The 18,797-nt window shown below is 37.4% G+C and carries 20 protein-coding genes; 4 read left to right on the forward strand and 16 right to left on the reverse strand.

Annotation, left to right across the window (positions count from 1 at the left end; all coding sequences use genetic code 11):
• Positions 1–366: 366 nt before the first annotated feature.
• Positions 367–582, forward strand: coding sequence for a DNA-directed RNA polymerase subunit epsilon (locus tag ACEN4I_RS12325; RefSeq protein ID WP_407095452.1), 216 nt, complete (start codon positions 367–369; stop codon positions 580–582).
• The gene (gene rnjA, locus ACEN4I_RS12330) at positions 582–2,252 is read left to right on the forward strand and encodes a ribonuclease J1 (protein ID WP_407101672.1); all 1,671 of its coding nucleotides are present in this window, start codon (positions 582–584) and stop codon (positions 2,250–2,252) included. The genes ACEN4I_RS12325 and rnjA overlap by 1 nt, the downstream gene beginning before the upstream one ends.
• 68 nt (positions 2,253–2,320) lie before the next feature.
• Here rnjA and ACEN4I_RS12335 read toward each other — a convergent pair whose 3' ends face one another.
• The 15 genes from ACEN4I_RS12335 to zwf all read right to left on the reverse strand — a co-directional run bounded on the left by ACEN4I_RS12335 (position 2,321) and on the right by zwf (position 16,026).
• Positions 2,321–2,623, reverse strand: a complete 303-nt coding sequence (locus tag ACEN4I_RS12335) for a HesB/YadR/YfhF family protein (protein WP_407095454.1) — start codon at positions 2,621–2,623, stop codon at positions 2,321–2,323.
• A 120-nt stretch (positions 2,624–2,743) separates the two neighbouring features.
• A complete protein-coding gene (locus ACEN4I_RS12340) occupies positions 2,744–3,376 on the reverse strand; it encodes a response regulator (protein WP_407095455.1) in 633 nt (210 codons plus the stop codon).
• Positions 3,369–4,445 (reverse strand): sensor histidine kinase, encoded by a 1,077-nt coding sequence (locus tag ACEN4I_RS12345; protein WP_407101670.1) that lies wholly within the window; start codon positions 4,443–4,445, stop codon positions 3,369–3,371. The genes ACEN4I_RS12340 and ACEN4I_RS12345 overlap by 8 nt, the downstream gene beginning before the upstream one ends.
• Positions 4,442–5,179: a cell wall-active antibiotics response protein LiaF gene (liaF, locus tag ACEN4I_RS12350; protein WP_407095457.1), complete on the reverse strand. Its 738-nt coding sequence runs from the start codon at positions 5,177–5,179 to the stop codon at positions 4,442–4,444. The genes ACEN4I_RS12345 and liaF overlap by 4 nt, the downstream gene beginning before the upstream one ends.
• A gap of 201 nt (positions 5,180–5,380) precedes the next feature.
• Complete coding sequence (greA, locus tag ACEN4I_RS12355; protein ID WP_407101668.1) at positions 5,381–5,860, reverse strand: transcription elongation factor GreA; 480 nt, start codon at positions 5,858–5,860, stop codon at positions 5,381–5,383.
• Between the two features lie 204 nt (positions 5,861–6,064).
• On the reverse strand, positions 6,065–6,700 hold the full coding sequence (gene udk, locus ACEN4I_RS12360; RefSeq protein ID WP_407095459.1) for a uridine kinase: 636 nt from the start codon (positions 6,698–6,700) through the stop codon (positions 6,065–6,067).
• A 107-nt stretch (positions 6,701–6,807) separates the two neighbouring features.
• Positions 6,808–7,944, reverse strand: coding sequence for an endolytic transglycosylase MltG (gene mltG / locus ACEN4I_RS12365; protein WP_407095460.1), 1,137 nt, complete (start codon positions 7,942–7,944; stop codon positions 6,808–6,810).
• A 312-nt stretch (positions 7,945–8,256) separates the two neighbouring features.
• On the reverse strand, positions 8,257–8,571 hold the full coding sequence (locus ACEN4I_RS12370) for a DUF1292 domain-containing protein (protein ID WP_407095461.1): 315 nt from the start codon (positions 8,569–8,571) through the stop codon (positions 8,257–8,259).
• Between the two features lie 64 nt (positions 8,572–8,635).
• The gene (gene ruvX / locus ACEN4I_RS12375; protein ID WP_407095566.1) at positions 8,636–9,058 is read right to left on the reverse strand and encodes a Holliday junction resolvase RuvX; all 423 of its coding nucleotides are present in this window, start codon (positions 9,056–9,058) and stop codon (positions 8,636–8,638) included.
• Positions 9,058–9,324, reverse strand: a complete 267-nt coding sequence (locus ACEN4I_RS12380) for an IreB family regulatory phosphoprotein (RefSeq protein ID WP_407095567.1) — start codon at positions 9,322–9,324, stop codon at positions 9,058–9,060. The genes ruvX and ACEN4I_RS12380 overlap by 1 nt, the downstream gene beginning before the upstream one ends.
• A 675-nt stretch (positions 9,325–9,999) precedes the next feature.
• Positions 10,000–12,651 (reverse strand): alanine--tRNA ligase, encoded by a 2,652-nt coding sequence (gene alaS / locus ACEN4I_RS12385; RefSeq protein ID WP_407101667.1) that lies wholly within the window; start codon positions 12,649–12,651, stop codon positions 10,000–10,002.
• Positions 12,632–12,850: a hypothetical protein gene (locus ACEN4I_RS12390; protein WP_407095463.1), complete on the reverse strand. Its 219-nt coding sequence runs from the start codon at positions 12,848–12,850 to the stop codon at positions 12,632–12,634. Before ACEN4I_RS12390 ends, alaS begins: the two co-directional genes overlap by 20 nt.
• A gap of 221 nt (positions 12,851–13,071) precedes the next feature.
• Entirely contained in the window at positions 13,072–13,467 is a 396-nt protein-coding gene (locus ACEN4I_RS12395; protein ID WP_407095464.1) for a hypothetical protein, read from the reverse strand.
• A gap of 392 nt (positions 13,468–13,859) precedes the next feature.
• Entirely contained in the window at positions 13,860–14,501 is a 642-nt protein-coding gene (locus ACEN4I_RS12400) for a YczE/YyaS/YitT family protein (RefSeq protein ID WP_407101665.1), read from the reverse strand.
• A gap of 70 nt (positions 14,502–14,571) precedes the next feature.
• Positions 14,572–16,026, reverse strand: coding sequence for a glucose-6-phosphate dehydrogenase (gene zwf, locus ACEN4I_RS12405; protein WP_407101663.1), 1,455 nt, complete (start codon positions 16,024–16,026; stop codon positions 14,572–14,574).
• 221 nt (positions 16,027–16,247) lie between these two features.
• Between zwf and ACEN4I_RS12410 the strand changes: the two genes are divergently transcribed.
• Together ACEN4I_RS12410 and ACEN4I_RS12415 are read left to right on the forward strand one after the other, a co-directional pair.
• The gene (locus tag ACEN4I_RS12410) at positions 16,248–17,207 is read left to right on the forward strand and encodes a diacylglycerol/lipid kinase family protein (RefSeq protein ID WP_407101661.1); all 960 of its coding nucleotides are present in this window, start codon (positions 16,248–16,250) and stop codon (positions 17,205–17,207) included.
• 145 nt (positions 17,208–17,352) lie between these two features.
• Positions 17,353–18,102 (forward strand): sulfite exporter TauE/SafE family protein, encoded by a 750-nt coding sequence (locus ACEN4I_RS12415; protein ID WP_407095468.1) that lies wholly within the window; start codon positions 17,353–17,355, stop codon positions 18,100–18,102.
• A 62-nt stretch (positions 18,103–18,164) separates the two neighbouring features.
• On the opposite strand, the gene ACEN4I_RS12420 is transcribed toward ACEN4I_RS12415, so the two are convergent.
• The gene (locus ACEN4I_RS12420; RefSeq protein WP_407095568.1) at positions 18,165–18,347 is read right to left on the reverse strand and encodes an IS3 family transposase; all 183 of its coding nucleotides are present in this window, start codon (positions 18,345–18,347) and stop codon (positions 18,165–18,167) included.
• Positions 18,348–18,797 lie beyond the last annotated feature (450 nt).

The following is an 18,797-nucleotide window of genomic DNA, read 5'->3' on the forward strand; positions in this document are numbered from 1 at the left end:
GCTTTTATTACTTTATATTTCTTATCTTCATTCATCGTTAGTATTATCCTTTTCATGATTTTATTTTATCATTTTGGGACATTTTATGCTTCGACCTACTTAGGACATTATCACGTTCGAACGATATCGTTTGCTTACATCAAGTCTTCCAATCTATACTTAATGTGCAAACTGTGTTAAACTATTTATAGCCGTTGTGGTTAACCACAACAACCAGTTCGGGAGAAAAAATGTACATTAGGAGATAAATCGATCGTCTTTTATCAAAAACCGTTTATTTTTTGTACCCAAATTTAATTTATTTACAGAATTATTTAATTTGCTTTTTACTTTTAAAAGAATGAAAGATTAAAGGAGAGAATAGATATGATATTTAAAGTAACTTATCAAGAAGAGAAAATCAGAAATCCAAAGAGAGAAGAAACAAAATCTCTTTACGTTGAAGCAGAAACAGATGTAGATGCACGTGCAATGGTTGAAGAAAACACCCCCTATAACGTTGAATTTGTTCAACTTTTAGACCCAGCACACTTAGCATACGAACAAAAAAGTCCTGACTTCACTTTGACGGAGTTTAGCTAATGAAACCAAACATCAAAAATAATGAAGCTGCCGTATTTGCCATTGGGGGATTAGGCGAAATTGGGAAAAACACATACGGTGTTCAATTCCAAGATGAAATCATCTTGATTGATGCTGGTATCAAGTTTCCTGAAGATGATTTGCTCGGTATCGATTATGTCATTCCTGACTATAGTTATATCGTACAAAACATTAGTAAAATAAAAGGTTTATTCATTACTCATGGTCACGAAGATCATATTGGCGGGATTCCATTTTTACTGCAACAAGTAAACATCCCTATTTATGCAGGACCATTAGCATATGCCTTAATTCAAAACAAATTAAATGAGCGCGGATTATTGCGTGATGCAGAACTTCATAAAACCGATGAACATGATGTCATCAAGTTCCGTAAAACAAGTGTCAGCTTTTACCGGACGACTCACAGTATTCCTGAAGCATATGGAATTATTGTAAAAACACCGCCCGGTAATATTGTTCACACAGGGGATTACAAATTTGATTTCACTCCTGTCGGCGAACCTGCTGACCTACACCGTATGGCAAAAATCGGTGATGAAGGAGTACTGGCTCTCCTTTCTGATAGTACTAATGCAGAAATACCAAACTTTACAAAATCTGAACAAGTTGTTGGCGACTCTATCACCAGCATCATGCAAAAAGTCGAAGGACGTATCATTTTTGCAACTTTCGCATCAAATATTTCTAGACTGCAACAAGTAGCTGATGCAGCTATCAAGACCGGCCGAAAAATTGCTGTTTTTGGTAGAAGCATGGAAGCTTCTGCAGTTACCGGACGTGAATTAGGTTACATCACTGCTCCCGAGGAAATATTTGTAGATCAAAGAGAGATCAATCGTTATCCAGCCAATGAAACAATCATTTTATGTACAGGTTCTCAAGGTGAACCGATGGCTGCTCTTAGTCGAATTGCGAACGGTACTCACCGTCAGATTCAAATACAGCCTGGAGATACTGTTATTTTCTCCAGCTCACCTATTCCTGGAAATACAACCAGCGTAAACCGTTTGATCAACTTATTGTCAGAAGCTGGAGCAAATGTGATTCATGGTAGATTAAACAACGTCCATACTTCTGGTCACGGTAGTCAACAAGAACAAAAATTGATGCTGCGTTTGATGAAACCGAAATACTTTATTCCTATTCACGGTGAATACAGAATGCAGAAAATTCATGCTGGTCTTGCTGAACAGACTGGTGTTCCAAAAGAAAATTGCTTTATCGCTGAAAATGGAGACGTTATTGCATTTACAGAAGATTCTGCACGCAGAGCCGGTCACTTTGAGGCTGGTGACGTGTATGTTGATGGTAAAGGAATTGGAGATATCGGGAATGTCGTGTTGCGTGACCGTAAATTATTATCTGAAGAAGGTTTATTAGTAGTCGTGGTGACCATTGACTTCAAAACTCATGAAGTTTTAGCTGGACCCGATATTCTTTCTCGAGGATTTATTTACATGCGCGAATCAGGAAAATTGATTCATGATGCACAAAATGTCGTTTCTCGCAGTCTTGCGAAAGAAATGAAAAAAGAGTCTATCACAGAACATTCTGTTAAAAATGAAATCATCCAAAGCTTAAAACCATTCTTGTACGAGCGTACAGAAAGAAGCCCTATGATTTTACCGGTTATTATGCCGATTTAAAAAGAATAAAAAAGGAATTGAGCTAAACAGCTCAATTCCTTTTTTTTTGGTTTAGTTGTATTAATTTGTTACGCGCTCTGCTCATTAAAATGATAAACCGGTTCGTCTCTTTCAGCATCATAATCCACTTCTAGATCGTATCCGCTAAAAAACCAGTCATCATGATTATTGATATAGTAAACGACACCATTTATTTCGGTAGAAACCATTACATCAGAACCAGGTTTATCTACAGCCATTCCCACTGAAAAACCTTCGTGTACTTCTGTTTTACCGTAAACCTTTCCAGAAAAATGGATTCCTGAACCTTCCGATAAACCTAACTCCTCTTGAAACCATTGTTGTGCTGCTTTTGTCACATCTATTTTCATTTTATTTACACAGGAACCGAATCCCTGTGATCCCCCTCTCAGTGATTTGCTTATCTTCAGTTTATCACAGAAAATAAAACTTTACACCTGAGATAAAAAAGAACCACTTTCTTTATTCCTTTATTCAATCAACTGATTTTTAAACGCATAGATCGTTGCTTGTGTGCGATCATCTACTTCAAGTTTTGAGAGGATATTGGACACATGTGTTTTGACCGTTTTTAATGTAATAAAGAGCTCATCAGCTATATCTTGATTCGATTTACCCTGAGCGATCAATAACAAAATCTCTCTTTCGCGGCTCGTTAAATCATCATGTAATTTATGTTCTTGCTTCTTAGAAAAACGCTCCATCATTTTTCCAGTTACTTCAGGCTCTAAAACAGATTCCCCTTTGTATGTATTGCGGATAGCAACAGCGATATCGTTTGCAGTTGACGTCTTCAGGATATAACTGGATGCTCCTGCTTCCAAAGCAGGATATACTTTTTCATCATCAATAAAGCTCGTCAAAATAATGATTTTTGCTTCAGGCCAGTCTTTTAATATACTTTGTGTAGATTCAATCCCGTTCATTTCATCCATGACCAGATCCATTAAAATAATGTCTGGCTTAAGCGATAAGGCTTTTTCATAACCTATTTTTCCATTTTCCGCTTCCCCGATAACTTCAATATCCGATTGAATCGTTAAATAAGACGACAAACCAAGTCGCACCATTTCATGGTCATCTACCAATAACACTTTAATCATGATTCATTTCACTCTCCTTAATGACTGGTATTTTGATCTCAATACTTGTTCCTTTTCCTGAAAAGCTGATGATTTTACAAGTTCCACCCATTCCAATTACTCGCTCACGGATATTTTGCAACCCATAACTTCCTACCGTCTTTTTCTGCGGATCGAATCCTACTCCATCATCCATCACTCTCAAAGACACTGTATTGTCTACATTATCCAAATACACCTCCAACTCGTGGGCTTTCGCGTGCCGTAATGTATTCGACAACAATTCTTGAACGATACGGAACAGATGATCTTCGATTCCTTTAGGCAGAGATATATCAGCCACTGACCAAGACAATTGAATCTGGATTTTTGTACTCAACTCCTTTAATAATTGTTCGATGCCCTGCTTCAAGCTCTTACCTTCTAGATTCACTGGTCTTAAATGAAGGAGCAACGCTCTCATTTCTGATTGAGCTTCATTGATGATTCTCTCAATCATATCCATTTGTTTACGAGTAGCGTCATCTGCACCAGCTAATTGTTGATTTAAGGCAGATAGCATCATCATTGCAGCAAATAACTGTTGACTGACAGAATCATGTAATTCCCGTGCTAAGCGGTGACGCTCTTGCTCCAGTATTTCTTCTTTAGTCTGACCATCTACAAATTTAGGCAGATTGCTGCTCTTTTGTACTTCTCGAGACAATTCCAATAACTTCTCTCGAATCACATCTATATCCTTTTCAAGGAGCTCTATGGCGGATAAAGAATAAAAATCATTATCTAAAGGTTTTTGAAATGCAACAGCTTCATAATTTCCATTAGCCAATTCTTCTAACAGCTTAAACAATTGCTTATTTTGTTTACGAATCGAAATATAACCATATAAAGCAATAATTGCGGCTATGATTCCAGCCAGTACAAATAAATACAAGAAAATAGGAATGTAAAAAAAATGTCTCGTTACTAATTCAACATACCAAGTGTCCGGGTAAACGGTGTAACTAAAAGAAGCCGTTACAAAAAATAAAATCAAAAAGGCTAAACCAAAGGCCAAAAAGAACAATTTCCCAGTTGCCTTTTTATTCATATGGCGATCACCTCTAAATCTCCCACCCCTACAGAAGTGATAACTTTTAATTTCCGGTTATGAAGATCATAGTCCTTACTGTACATTTTGACTGATTCATTTACCAAAGAAAGCTCTTCTGTCTCAAATAGCACCTTTCCTTTGATTGCACTGTGTTCAATCATTACACCGACACCTTTAGGAACTAAAATGCGTGTCTTTCCAAATCCTTTACGAATAACGATATAACTTTCTGCTTTTGGAAGAAACGTGTTTCCCAAATCTACAATAGTATCACCCATTAAGATGGAAAAATTGATATCATCCCATTCGAAAATCGATTGCCCAATTTTATGATGACCGATCCAATCCTGTTTTTTTCGTTTACCGTTTTTTGGAGTTTGTTCTGCTGCTTCCACTACAATGATGTCTTTTTCATTCCAAGGTGCTTTTTTAAATAATTTACCGCTCAGATTATTCATGAAGATTCCATTGTCTTTGATTGCGATAAACATAAAAGTGAACAACACGATGATCCAAAAAGCACTAGTAGACAGTACCGCAAACGATAGTAGAAAAACACCTACTAAATAAGAGGGGATCTTATTTTCCTTTTTAGATTGGCTAGTGGTAACCAGCATGATTATCCCACTAATAGCTAATACAGCCATAAATAAATTAGTGGTCAATTGATAGAAAAACCAAATAATCAATAAGGCTTCTACGGTCAAGAAAAATTTCCAATGGCTTCTCATTTGCTGTATCTCCTTCTTACTGTCCTATTCTTTAGAACGTTCAATTTCTCTTCCTACAGTATACCGTTTTCTCTAAAAAACATATAGTGTTCTAAAGCAGGAAATTCATTTACGACTTAAGACTGATAGACAATCATTCTAAATTCAAAAAAGCTGCCCCTTTATGAAAAAGGGCAGCTGCATGTAAAACAGAATAAAGAATTAAGCAAATTCAACATTCGTAATTTTAATTGTCATATCTCCACCTGGAGTTTGAATAACGACTTCTTCTCCGACCTTTTTACCAATCAATGATTTAGCAATTGGTGAATCGTTTGAGATTTTTCCGTTAAACGGATCAGCTTCTGCACTACCAACGATAAAGTACTCTTCTTCATCACCATCTGGTAATTCAATAAATGTTACTCTTTTACCTAGTGAAACTTCATCAGCAGCTGTTTCTGAACTATCAATAATTTCAGCAAAACGCAGCATTGTCTCTAGACGAGTAATTCTGCCTTCTACAAATGCTTGTTCATCTTTAGCTGATTCGTATTCAGAGTTTTCAGACAAATCTCCGAAACTGCGAGCGATTTTGATTCGCTCAATAATTTCTTTTCGTTTTTCTGTTTTTAACAGATCTAATTCTTCTTCTAATTTTTCTTTACCTTCAATTGTCATAGGGTATACGCGTTCAATCATTATATTTCTCTCCTCTAAGTTAAGCTACTCAAATTGGTAGCGTCATCAATGCTTGTATATTTATAATAATGACAAGATACCACGACACAAAGCAATTGTAAATAACAAATAAATTAATTTTGGTTCTTTTAGGAAATTCTTTAAAGTTTTAGTCTTATTTAGGGGCTAACTTTCTTTCGTAAGAAATACAAATACACAATTGTATTATTCTCGGTAATCAATGATACTATGAATTTTAGTCGTCATTAAGTCAATTGCCACTTGATTGCGACCACCTTCAGGAATCACAATGTCCGCATAACGCTTTGTCGGTTCTACAAATTGATTGTGCATCGGTTTAACCACATTTAAATACTGTTCAATAACAGAATCCAACGTACGACCACGCTCTTCTATATCTCGTTTGATACGACGAATGATACGAATATCATCATCTGTGTCCACGTAAACTTTTATGTCCATCAATTCACGCAATTTCGGATCATCTAAAATCAAGATTCCTTCTACAATAATCACTTCTTTTGGTTCTTGATGAATGATTTTATCACTACGAGTATGTCTAGAATAATCATAGACCGGTTTATCGATCGCTTTAAATTCAATCAAATCATGCAAATGTTGAACTAACAGCTCTGTATCAAATGCAAAAGGATGATCATAATTGGTTTTTAAGCGTTCTTCAAATGAAAGCTCACTTTGATCCTTATAATAGAAATCTTGTTCCAACATTAAGATAGAATGACCAGAAAAATGATCAAAAATCGCTCGGCTAACACTTGTTTTCCCGCTACCTGAACCTCCTGTCACCCCAATAACGATAGGTTTTGTTAATTTATTCATTGCATTTGCCCCTTTTCATTTAAAAAAGCTGGAAAGTTCTTCCAGCCTCTATCTTTTTTTCTATTCTTACTAAACAACTTACTTCTATTCACCAAAAGATTCGATCATCAATTGTCTACATATTCACGTTTGTATTCCAAATGTTGTTGATAGGTTTCAGCAAAATAAACTTTTTGTGTATCTATATCAGCAAGGAAGTATAAATAATCAGTGTCTGCCGGATTAATAGTCGCTCTGATGCTTTCTTCACTTGGGCTATTGAACGGACCAGGTCCCATTCCTGTATTTTGGTACAGATTATAAGGTGAATCAACTTCCAAATCATCATGAGAAACTCGTTCTTTATGAGTATCAAGAGAATACAATACGGAAATGTCTGTTTGCAACGGCATACCGATCTCAATCCGATTATAGAAAACATCTGCAATCTGAGTCCGGTCTTCGTAACTGAGGCCTTCTCTTTCAACTAATGAAGCGATCGTCAATATTTCATGAACCGTCTGTCCTTGTTCTTCAATTTGCGCATAATACTGTTGCATTACTTCATTCATTTTAGCAACCATACCTTGCACAATTTCTTCTAAAGACATCTCTTCATGGAATTCATAAGTAGCCGGGAATAAATAGCCTTCTAACACATACCTGACTCCTTCTGCTTCAAAAACATCCGTCAATAATGCTGGATATTGAGTCAGCAGTTGCTGTTGGAATTCTTCATTCTCAATCAACGCCATAAACTCTTCAGCGCTGTAGGGAGTTCTTTCTCCAACGATGTCAGCTATCTGAGTAATCGTATACCCTTCTGGTACCGTAATTCTTTCAACAGAATCTGCAGGAAAATCCGTTCCACCCTCTTGTAAAGAATCAATGACATTGTCAATCGTCATTGATGGCGACATAAGATAATACCCAGCTTTAAACTGTCCTTCGTTATTTAAACGAGTATATACATTAAATACTGAAGCACTTTTAATAATCCCATTTTCTTCCAGAATGCGCGCAATACTGGTGGGAGAAGATCCACTTGGAATTTCCACTTGAATTTCTTCTTCACTGGTTGGATCAAGAGGTTCAATAGAGGATGTATAAAAGTTATATGCCGATACACCTAGAACAACTAAAAGAACCATTAAAACAGCCACGATACTCAACACAATTTTCGTCACGACGCTTTTTTCTTTTTGTTCCTTCTTTAGTCTTCCATCTAACTGTTGATTCTTTTTTCCCTGATTAGTATCTTTCAACAAATTCCCTCCTAAATTAGTGCTGGGGACTAGCTCATTTTCTATGCTAATCATAAGAGTAATCACATTTAATTTCTGGAATTCAACACTCCAATCATCCACAAAGCGCTATTTAGCTGCCTTTATTCAGTGCTGAATGTTCTTCCAGCAAAAAGCTCAGGCTCTTTATCTTATAACCTGATAGTGGATTTAAAACCGATTTCTATGTAATCTACTGGCTTAACCTTTACCATTATACATGATATGACTATTAAATAGAACAAAAAAAGCCAACAATATTGTCAGCTTTTAGCGTGGACTGTAATAAGCGACTTATGCTTCGTCTTCATCAGCCATAAAAGTATTTAAGACTTCTTCAATCATGTCCCATTCTTCTTCTGTTTCAATAGGTCCTAATTGTCCTTGTTTGCCGTCTTCTTCTTGAACGAATGAAAAAGCAGATAATTCAACTTCTTCTCCTTCAGAAGCACTAGCTGGATAAACCAATACATAAGATTTTTCAAAATCATCTGAATCAAAAGTGAATAAAATCTCGTATAACTCTTCGTTTCCTTGTTCATCGATTATTGTAATGTGTTCGTGATCGTGGTGGTCGTGGTCATGATCATGATTGTGTTCGTGTGCCATAAATTAGGCTCCTCTCTTTTTACCAAATTAACTTTATTAGTTTACCCTAACACAGACAAAAAAGCTAGTTGTGATGACCATCCAAATAATTTTGTAAAATCATCACAGCTGCCACTTTATCAATGACTTTTTTTCTCTTTTTACGTGACGTATTGCCTTCTTCAATTAGCATGCGCTCTGCTTGAACAGTCGTTAATCGCTCGTCTTGAAACTCAATGGGAAGATTAAAAGCTTCGGTCAGCATTTTTCCATACGATAGCGAAGCTTCCGCACGGGGACCAATAGAGTTGTTCATATTTTTTGGCAAACCGACCACAATTTTAGCAATTTCATATTGTTTGATCAATTCACCGATTCTTTCCAACCCAAACACTTCATTTTCTTCATCGATTTTAACGATTTCAACACCTTGAGCAGTCCAACCAAACGGATCACTCACTGCGACACCAACTGTCTTAGAACCTACGTCTAGCCCCATTATTCTCATCAATCTTCGTTTACACTCTTGTCCATGTAACTTTTCACCAACTCTTCCACGATTTCATCACGTTCATGACGTTTAATTAAATTTCTGGCGTCATTGTGACGTGGAATATAGGCTGGATCTCCAGACAGAAGATAACCAACGATTTGATTAATCGGACTGTATCCTTTTTCCTTCAGTGCTTTATATACAATAGATAATGTTTCTTTAACATCTTTTTCACTGTTCTCTGGAACATTGAAGCGGACTGTTTCATCTTTTGTGCCCATCATTTACACCTCTATTTCTGTTAACTACATCTTTTATTTTACAAGAAACTCATGCAAACTACAATGCTATTCAAAAAAATGATATTACAAATCTATTTTACCATACAAATTACTCTTTAAACTACTCTTCTACGTTCTTTTCAGATTTAATTCTATTCTTTTAATGGTTCCCCTCCATTGTATTGTGCTTTAGTATGCCTTGCCTTCTATATACTAGGTTACCTCATCACAAAATTATTGCAAAGAAAGCCCCTTATATTGGATACATAGTAATATACGTTTTTTATCTCTTCTTTTTTCTATGGATTAAATATTTAAGACTAAAAACAATGCTCAGATACTTACTGACTATTTCGAGGTACCATGAGGACTCCAATCCCTGCTCTTAGAGCTATTTTAACTTTTTTTGAAAGCACAAATGGCTCTTATCTTCGTTCTCAGAGCCATTCAAAGGTTTTCGAAAGCACAAATGGCTCTTATCTCCGTTCTCAGAGCCATTCAAAGGTTTTTGAAAAACCAAATGGCCCCTAGCTTCGTTCTCAAAGCCATTCCTACTTTTCATAGACTACTGAACACATTGAAGCGAACTCATGCATAATCAACCAACAAAAAAAGTCCTATAGGCCACTCGCTATCGGCAGACTCTATAGGACTTCTTATTATTTCATTTCCAAATTATTCGCTTTTTTCTCTTACCCATTCAGCTGCTTTAGCCAAAGCATCTTGTAAGCCGTCTGGATTCTTTCCACCAGCTTGAGCCATGTCAGGACGTCCGCCACCGCCACCGCCTACAAATGGAGCGATTGTTTTGATTAGGTCTCCGGCTTTCAAGCCTTTTTTGACGGTTTCTTCATCAACAGCTGTCAATAAGTTGACTTTTCCATCTTTCACTAATCCTAACACAAGAACATTAGAAGAAGCTTTTTGTTTCCATTGGTCAGCTAATTGGCGCAATTGATTCATGTCTTTGACATCGACTTGAGCTGCAATCACTGTTATGCCGTTTACTACTTCAACCTCGTTAAAGATATCAGCCGCTTGGTTATTGGCTAATTTTGCTTGCAATGACTCGTTTTCTTTTTTCCAGTCTCTAACTTCAGCTTGCAATTGTTCCACTTTTTTCACAACGTCTTTCAATTGTTGTGCTTTTGTTAATGCGCTCACTTCTTCCAAATAAGTCTGGTTTTCGTTGATCAAACGATAAGCTGCCTCACTCGTTACCGCTTCGATGCGACGAACTCCTGCACCAATACCGGATTCAGAAACAATCTTGAAGATTCCGATATCGCTCGTGTTCATGACGTGCACCCCACCACATAACTCGATAGAGTAATTGCCTACATTTACGACACGAACTTCTTGGCCATATTTCTCTCCAAATAATGCCATAGCCCCCATGTCTTTAGCCGTTTCAATATCGGTCTCAACAGTTTCGACTGGGATAGAAGACCAGATTTTTTCATTTACGATCTGTTCCATTTGGTCTAATTCTTCCTTGGTGATTTGACCAAAGTGAGTGAAGTCAAAACGCAAATGGTTCGGAGCTACTAATGACCCAGCTTGGTTGGCGTGTTCGCCCAGAATGTCTTTCAACGCTTGGTGCAACAAGTGAGTAGCTGTATGGTTGCGTGTGATTTTGCGTCGAGCTGCTTCGTCAACAGCTAATACATACGTTTCGCCTGCTACCAACTCTTTTTCAACTTCCACTGTATGCAACGTTTGACCTGCTGGTGCTTTTTTCACATCGGTTACTTTACCAACCACTTCATCAGCAGCATTTAAAATGACACCGGTATCCGCAACTTGTCCACCCATTTCGGCATAGAAAGGCGTTTGATCAAAAATCACGCGAACGGTTTCTCCAGCTTCAGCCGTATCTGTCAAAGCTGTGTCAGTAGCCACGACCACTAATTTCCCTTTGCTTCTTGTTTGGTTATACCCAACAAACTGGCTTTCTTCAATAACGTCTGCAAATAGACCCGTTTGAACGGCCATTGATGTCTCATCGCTACGAGCAGAACGAGCACGTTCTCTTTGTTCGTTCATTGCTACTTCAAAGCCTTTATGGTCTACAGCTAATCCTTCTTCTTCAGCGTATTCTTCCGTCAATTCTACCGGGAAACCATAAGTGTCATACAAACGGAAAATATCTGTCCCGACAATTTCTTTTTCGCCGCTTTCTTTTAAAGAAGTCACTAAATCATTTAAAATACTTAATCCATCATTGATTGTTTCGTGGAATCGTTCTTCTTCTATACGAATCACTTTCGCAATAAAGTCTTGGTTTTCTAAAATTTCTGGATAGTGGCTTTCCATAATATTGCCTACTATTGGAACTAATTTGTAGAAGAATGCTTTGTCGATGCCTAATTTCTTCCCATGCATAACCGCTCTACGCAATAAACGACGCAACACATAGCCTCGTCCTTCATTAGAAGGCAATGCGCCATCTCCAACCGCAAAAGTTACAGCACGAATGTGGTCTGCAATCACTTTAAATGAGATGTCTGTCGCAGAGCTATCGCCGTATTTTTTACCTTGGCTCATTTCTTCTACAGTATGAATGATCGGCATAAACAGATCTGTTTCAAAGTTTGTCGGCGCATCTTGAATAATCGATACAATACGCTCAAGACCCATACCGGTATCAATATTTTTGTTCGGAAGTGGTTCATAAGTGTCATCTGGCTTGTGGTTGAATTCAGAAAATACTAAGTTCCAAATTTCCAACCAGCGTTCATTTTCGCCACCTGGGTAATTTTCTGGATCCTCTTCAGCCAAGTTGTTGAAACTTTCGCCACGATCATAGAAAATTTCAGAATCCGGACCACTTGGACCAGCACCGATATCCCAGAAGTTGTCTTCTACATCAACAACATGGTCATCAGCTAAGCCAACTTTTTCTTTCCATATTTGTTTGGCTTCTTCATCTTCAGGATAGACCGTTACATACAATTTGTCAGGATCCAATCCTAACCATTTTTCATCGGTTAAGAATTCCCATGCCCAAACGATCGCTTCTTCTTTGAAGTAGTCGCCGATGGAAAAGTTTCCCAACATTTCAAATAAAGTATGATGGCGGGCTGTTTTCCCTACATTTTCAATATCATTGGTACGAATACTTTTTTGCGAATTTGTGATGCGAGGATTGTCAGGAATCACCGATCCGTCAAAATATTTCTTCAGTGTTGCGACTCCTGAATTGATCCACAATAAAGTGGGATCATCAATAGGAACTAATGAAGCACTTGGCTCAACCTTGTGTCCTTTAGATTCAAAAAATTCTAAAAATAACGAACGAACTTCTTTACTTGTCATGTGTTTCATATTCTTCTACTCCTTCTATTTGCTTCCTCAAATGGGGCTTTCTGGATAAAATGGCAACAAAAAAAGCCCAATCTCCCACTGCTAAACAAGGACGACGCATCGCGGTACCACCTTGCTTGCAATGAATGGATTCGACCAACTCATTACCTCTTATAGTCTCGATAACGGGAGAACCGACAATATTTCTATTGTATCTCAAAAGGGAGCGTCCAATTTTGCTTGATGGTTTTCTTTCAGCCAAGGAAAACCTTTCTGCAAAGCAAGTTTAAAATTTGACATATCCTTTATAACATACAAAGTATAGAAAATATCCTGCCGAATGTCAATTGCAAAATTTTAAAAACTGCTTGTCTGAATCAAAAAAGTTTATTTGGCAGATTAACAGATTTTTCGGGTTTACGGACTCTAGTCTCTTTCAATCTAATCAAAATACTCGTCAGTATTGTATGTGTTGCCATCTTCATCTTCAAAAATACGTTCTCCAATGCGCTTTAAGGTAAACGTGAAGCCGTCTTCTGTTTGAATTTCGTATGTATCACCTGAAGCAGAAACATCTACCTCGTATTCTCCATTTGATGGAATAGCCGTTTCTTCTTGTGCCAGTTCTTCAATATCGCTTGGTTCCGTACTTGGTGTGACTTGAAGGTCATTGTTCATCACTCGTAAGGTTCCTTCAGAAAAAAACAGCTGCCCAGAACTACTTTGTCCGCTAAAAAGCGCTCCTTCCAAATGGCTTTCCTCTGCCGGATATTCTGCCCCGCAACCGACCACTAACAATAGACCTAAAGATAAACCAACAACTTTTAGCTTTTTCATTTTATTGATCTCCTCCAATATGAATTCAATAGAATTTTTTTTATATTTTCAGTTTACCATTTATTTGAATTCGATGGCAAATAGATTAAAAAAAGCCACAAACAAACCTCCATCAATGGTTTGAATTCACTGATGGAGGTTTCCACAAAAATCATCTTTTATCTTATTTATTATCGTTCAAATCCAATTTACCTTTAATCTTCTCTACTGCTTGTGTCAAAACTACCTTCATCAGGGTTAATTCGCTCTGTTTGCGGCAATTCAGATTGAACCTCTTCTACTGAAACTGACGCGCTTCTTAAGGAGTTCTTTTGCCGGTAATAACATCATGCATCCTATTTATCAAAAGAGTACTGCCCCTTCATTGTCACAGCGAATGAATTCTCATCAAATTATTGAGAAGCTTCTGCTAATTTGTCCATAAGAGGTTGAGAAACCTTCTTTGAGAAGAAAGTAATCAGTGGCCCGGCAAAAAAACCGGTAATAAAAGTGGATACTCCAACAGGTCCGCCAACTAATAAAGCTGCCAACACGACAATCAGGTCTTGACTTACTCTAACAGGAGTATACTTCCATCCCGTTTTATCCGTTATGAGAGGTGCTATCGCATCATAAGGGGAGACACCCAATTCTGTATCCATATAAACGGCTACACCAAGAGTAAAAATCAATATAGCAATAATCGTAACAACTATTCGAATCACTAAACTCAGTTCATCAACCGCAAAGGTATTGGTAAATAGACCAGTGAAGAATTCGACTTGATATCCTACTAATACCATATTAAAAATAGTCCCAGAGCCAATCAGCGAGTGTTTCATAAAAAACACGATTGCTAAGATAACCAAATTCACAACGAGTTGATAATTTCCTAAGCTAAACCCTAATAGAGCTGATGCTCCTCTATTTAATGCAGTAAATGGGTCTAGTCCCATATCCATTGACTCACTAAGAGCAGAACCAAAACTGATTAATGTGATTCCAATAATGGATGTTAACGTGCGTAAAAGAAAATTTTTCCAATTTATTGACATAAGTTTCTCCTTGTATCGTTTTTTTAATTTATTCATTCCTACTTGAACCATCCATTTTGTAGAGTATTTATCAGATACGTTTGACCCATTCATGGCGATTCTTTTTCAGTAATTCTTCAGCTTCAATAGGGCCAAACGTATGCGCACGATAATTCGGAAAATCAGGTCTTGGTGATTCCTTCCAAGCTGTAACGATACTATCGGTAATACGCCATTGTTCTTTGATTTCCTCGTAAGTAGAGAAATGAGTTCGATCTCCTGCTAAAGCATCGTAAATCATATTCTCATATGGATCGGCAATGTAATATTCTTTAAACGTTTCTGTATCAGGACCGATAAATGTAGTAACCGGCTCATACTCATTATTCGGCATTTTTTGGTTCAGAACCAGTGATACTCCCTGTGCAGGTTCAGCCATAAAAGTAATCCGAGTGGCTACATCTGAATCAGCAGCATTCGTCGATTTCAACAAAATATCGATCGCTGTATAATCTTCTATCAATGCTTTTCCTGTTCGTAAATAGAAAGGCACCCCTTGCCATCGTGGTGCATCAACCGATAACTCAATCGCCACATAAGTATCCGTATCACTGTCACTATCTACCTTCTCTTCATTGCGGTAACTCTTGTACTTCCCTTCGCTGTCAGCTTTGTACTGACCGCGAACGACTTTTTGCTCCACTTGTTCTGTGGTGAATGTCGGTAAGTTTTGTAAAAGCGTCAGTTTATTTTTGTGAATGGATTCGGTAGTTAATTCAGCTGGTAATTCCATGGCCACAATGGAGAGTATTTGTAATAAATGGTTTTGGAACATATCCAGCAACGCGCCATTTTCCTCATAAAAACTGCCGCGCGTACCAATAGATAAATTCTCAGGAAGTGAAATTTGTACGTTTTCAATAAAATTGTTGTTCCAGATACCTTCAATCAAAGGATTGTAAAATCGTGTGGCTAGAATATTTTGTACAAAATCCATTCCAGGAAAATGATCCATAAAGTATAAATCTTCTTCATCAAATACTTTCAATAATAAGCGGTGATATTCTTCAGCAGTCTCTAAACTGTCTCCAAATGGTTTCTCCGTAATTACACGATGATTCCCTGGCAATTCAGTAATTTCTGCTTTTTGGATATTCGTAGTTGTCTCGTCATACAATTCAGGAGCAATGGAGTAGTAATAAATGTATTCATCTGGTGTTTCAAATTCTTTGGCTACTAATTCTATTTTTTCACGCAGCTGTTTTAAATCTTCCAGATTCGTATTATCCGTTCCTTGGTAACGACAATGTTCAAAGAATTTTTCATCTAACTCCTCAAAATTAGGCCCGTTCTCGACGGATTTACGCACAAGTTCTTGAAACTCTTGATCTGTCATTTGTGTTCGTGATGCACCTAATAGAGCAAAATTATCCGATACTAATCCCCGTTGATACAATTGTTGTAAGGCAGGCAACAACATCCGCATTGCTAAGTCTCCTGTGGCACCAAATAAGACAATTAAACCTCCAACTTGCTTTTTAGACATCTATTCTTCATCCTTTCCTATTGGCTGCGGCAAGCAACAAAATGAGTTACCTTTACCATAACATGCATTTATCAAATTCAGATGTATTCTGCTCAATCATTTGCAGGATGAGGCAGCTCAATGGAACAACTAATTAGCTGATTTCTTTTTTAGATTCTTTGGTTTATAATATGAAAGCATGATCGACTAAGAAATATTAACTTATTTAGTAGGAGCTACATATGTCAATGATTAAAGAATTTCATCTCATCATCAATCCTCATTCCGGTTCAGGAAAAGGGGAAAAAATAGGGAAACAAGTCAAACAATATTTAGAACAAAAAGATAAGGTTGTTTTTGTCCATGAGAGTCAATATGCAGGACACACCACGAAAATCACAGCTGATATCGCTCAAAAAATAGCCCAACAGTCCATTAAAGATGGCTTGATCATCGTTATTGGTGGTGACGGGACAATTCACGAAAGCCTGAATGGGTTAGGAGAACGTTACGCCTCTGTTCCTTTAGGGTATATCCCATCTGGATCCGGAAACGACTTTGCTCGCGGAGCTGGAATTTCCCATCATCCCAAAAAGGCTCTCGAACAAATTATGGCTGCAACTGAACCTAAAGAGCTGGATGTTTTAGCTTTTCTGGATATCCCTACTTACCGTCAAGGTTTTACCGTTAACAACGTCGGACTTGGATTAGACGCTTCGATTATCAAAGCAGTCAACCATTCTTCTTCCAAAACAGTCTTCAATAAACTCAAACTGCATTCGTTGATTTATTTATCCGCAGTGATTTCACATTTTATACGACAACAACCCTTTCCTTTAGCGGTCGATGTAGATGGGAAAAAAGAATCCTTTGAGAGAGCTTTTTTAGTCACTACAAATAATCATCCTTACTTCGGCAGCGGAATCAAAATTTCTCCTAAAGCTGCTCTGACAGATGGCAAAATGGATTTAATTGTTGTAGAACGCATCTCTGGATGGAAGTTTTTAAAACTTTTCTTTACTCTCTTTACAACTGGTAAACATTTAGAGGATGAGGCAGTTCATTACTTTAAAGGAGAACACATGCGCCTGTCAGTTTCGTCCGTAATCGAAGGTCAAACTGATGGAGAAGAACTGGGCTACACTCCTTTTGATTTAAGCATCCGTACGGTAAAAAGACTCTTTTGGTTTGTTGCTCACTAAAGCGCGCACAAGGACCAGGATTATTCTTGGTTCTTTCTTTTTTGCCTTAATCTTTCAACGAGTATGGTAAAATGAAGACTTGTAATATCTAGTTCAAAAATGTCTTTATCCCTGTTCATTGGGAGACAAAAAGGAGTTTATTTCTGTGGATGCAACAATTATTTTACTGGTGGTCGGAGTCGTTTTTCTAGGTTCTTTGATGCGTGCTGTTTTTGGATTTGGCGACTCAGTCGTCAGTATGCCATTATTGGCTTTATTGCCGATTAGTTTTTCAACTTCAGTTTCTTTAATCGGGTTAGCAGGATTTACGGTCGCCATACTGACTGTTCTTTCAGGTTGGAAAGAGGTTGATCGGCCTGTTTTACGGCGACTGTCTTTGGCTACACTAATAGGGATTCCATTCGGCTTAGGGCTGGTCAAATTTGCTCCGAAAATACTGATTACTTCCATATTAAGTATTTTTCTTATTCTTTATGGGATTTATTCCCTCTCTAACCCAAACCTTAACCAGACTAAACTGGGTAAAAAACTGCAAGGTCCGATGGGTACAGGACCATTTGGTTTTGCTGCTGGTATGTTGGGCAGTGCGTACAATATGAATGGCATACCTATAGTAGTCTATGGTACTATGCGAAAATGGGATCCAATTGTTTTTAGAGAAACGTTACAAGCTCATTTTTTGGTTTCCAGTCTGATGATTATTATTGGCCATTTTTTAGGTGGATTTTGGTCAAAAGAGTTATTTATTTTGTATGGCTTTTCGCTCCCAGCAATTGCTTTGGCTATTTGGCTAGGCAACTTCTTGTATAGTCGAATCCCCAGTCAACAATTTAAGCGCTATGTTTTTATCTTGATTATTCTGTTGGGTATTTTCTTATGGATTGATTTTCTTTAGCATACACTACAATAAAAAAACTCTAACTTTTCGGTCTTGACCCTGAAAAGTTAGAGTTTTTATTATGTAATTGATGGGCTGATTTGAGTTTGGAATTTAACCGAACTTAGTCCAGGCAATTTTGCTTTTGATCGAGCAAGGTTGTACCATTTGATGTATTTCCACGTTTCTAAATTTATGTTGGTGTTGGCACTGCTAATCTTTAATAGAGTGAATAATGGAATGAATAGTGTGGAATGCTCTATTCAGCGTGAAATGAAATATTTGTTTGATGAGTAAATGAAGGCTTGCTCCTTACATTATCCCGTTCTTCATCAAGATGGTTTTACTCTTGATGTTCAAACCTCATTCTTCATCAAGGAAGTTTTACTCTTGATGTTTAAACCCCATTCTTCATCAAGAAAATTTTACTCTTGATGTTCAAACCCCATTCTTCATCAAGGTGGTTTTACTCTTGATGTTCAAAACCCATTCTTCATCAAGGAAATTTTACTCTTGATGTTCAAACCTCATTCTTCATCAAGGAAGTTTTACTCTTGATGTTCAAAACCCATTCTTCATCAAGGAAGTTTTACTCTTGATGTTCAAAACCCATTCTTCATCAAGGAAATTTTACTCTTGATGTTCAAACCTCATTCTTCATCAAGGAAGTTTTACTCTTGATGTTCAAAACCCATTCTTCATCAAGGAAGTTT

This window comes from Desemzia sp. FAM 23990, assembly GCF_045528485.1.
GTDB lineage: Bacteria > Bacillota > Bacilli > Lactobacillales > Carnobacteriaceae > Desemzia.

Bases quoted from the DNA above. Each gene is read 5' to 3' on its own strand.
- rnjA (WP_407101672.1), top strand. From the start codon at position 582: ATGAAACCAAACATCAAAAATAATGAAGCTGCCGTATTTGCCATTGGG.
- ACEN4I_RS12370 (WP_407095461.1), bottom strand. From the start codon at position 8,571: ATGGCACACGAACACAATCATGATCATGACCACGACCACCACGATCAC.
- ACEN4I_RS12340 (WP_407095455.1), bottom strand. From the start codon at position 3,376: ATGATTAAAGTGTTATTGGTAGATGACCATGAAATGGTGCGACTTGGT.
- ACEN4I_RS12400 (WP_407101665.1), bottom strand. From the start codon at position 14,501: ATGTCAATAAATTGGAAAAATTTTCTTTTACGCACGTTAACATCCATT.
- udk (WP_407095459.1), bottom strand. From the start codon at position 6,700: ATGAATAAATTAACAAAACCTATCGTTATTGGGGTGACAGGAGGTTCA.
- ACEN4I_RS12345 (WP_407101670.1), bottom strand. From the start codon at position 4,445: ATGAATAAAAAGGCAACTGGGAAATTGTTCTTTTTGGCCTTTGGTTTA.
- ACEN4I_RS12395 (WP_407095464.1), bottom strand. From the start codon at position 13,467: ATGAAAAAGCTAAAAGTTGTTGGTTTATCTTTAGGTCTATTGTTAGTG.
- zwf (WP_407101663.1), bottom strand. From the start codon at position 16,026: ATGTCTAAAAAGCAAGTTGGAGGTTTAATTGTCTTATTTGGTGCCACA.
- ACEN4I_RS12335 (WP_407095454.1), bottom strand. From the start codon at position 2,623: ATGAAAATAGATGTGACAAAAGCAGCACAACAATGGTTTCAAGAGGAG.
- greA (WP_407101668.1), bottom strand. From the start codon at position 5,860: ATGATTGAACGCGTATACCCTATGACAATTGAAGGTAAAGAAAAATTA.
- ruvX (WP_407095566.1), bottom strand. From the start codon at position 9,058: ATGAGAATAATGGGGCTAGACGTAGGTTCTAAGACAGTTGGTGTCGCA.
- alaS (WP_407101667.1), bottom strand. From the start codon at position 12,651: ATGAAACACATGACAAGTAAAGAAGTTCGTTCGTTATTTTTAGAATTT.
- ACEN4I_RS12410 (WP_407101661.1), top strand. From the start codon at position 16,248: ATGTCAATGATTAAAGAATTTCATCTCATCATCAATCCTCATTCCGGT.
- liaF (WP_407095457.1), bottom strand. From the start codon at position 5,179: ATGAGAAGCCATTGGAAATTTTTCTTGACCGTAGAAGCCTTATTGATT.
- ACEN4I_RS12325 (WP_407095452.1), top strand. From the start codon at position 367: ATGATATTTAAAGTAACTTATCAAGAAGAGAAAATCAGAAATCCAAAG.
- ACEN4I_RS12380 (WP_407095567.1), bottom strand. From the start codon at position 9,324: ATGGGCACAAAAGATGAAACAGTCCGCTTCAATGTTCCAGAGAACAGT.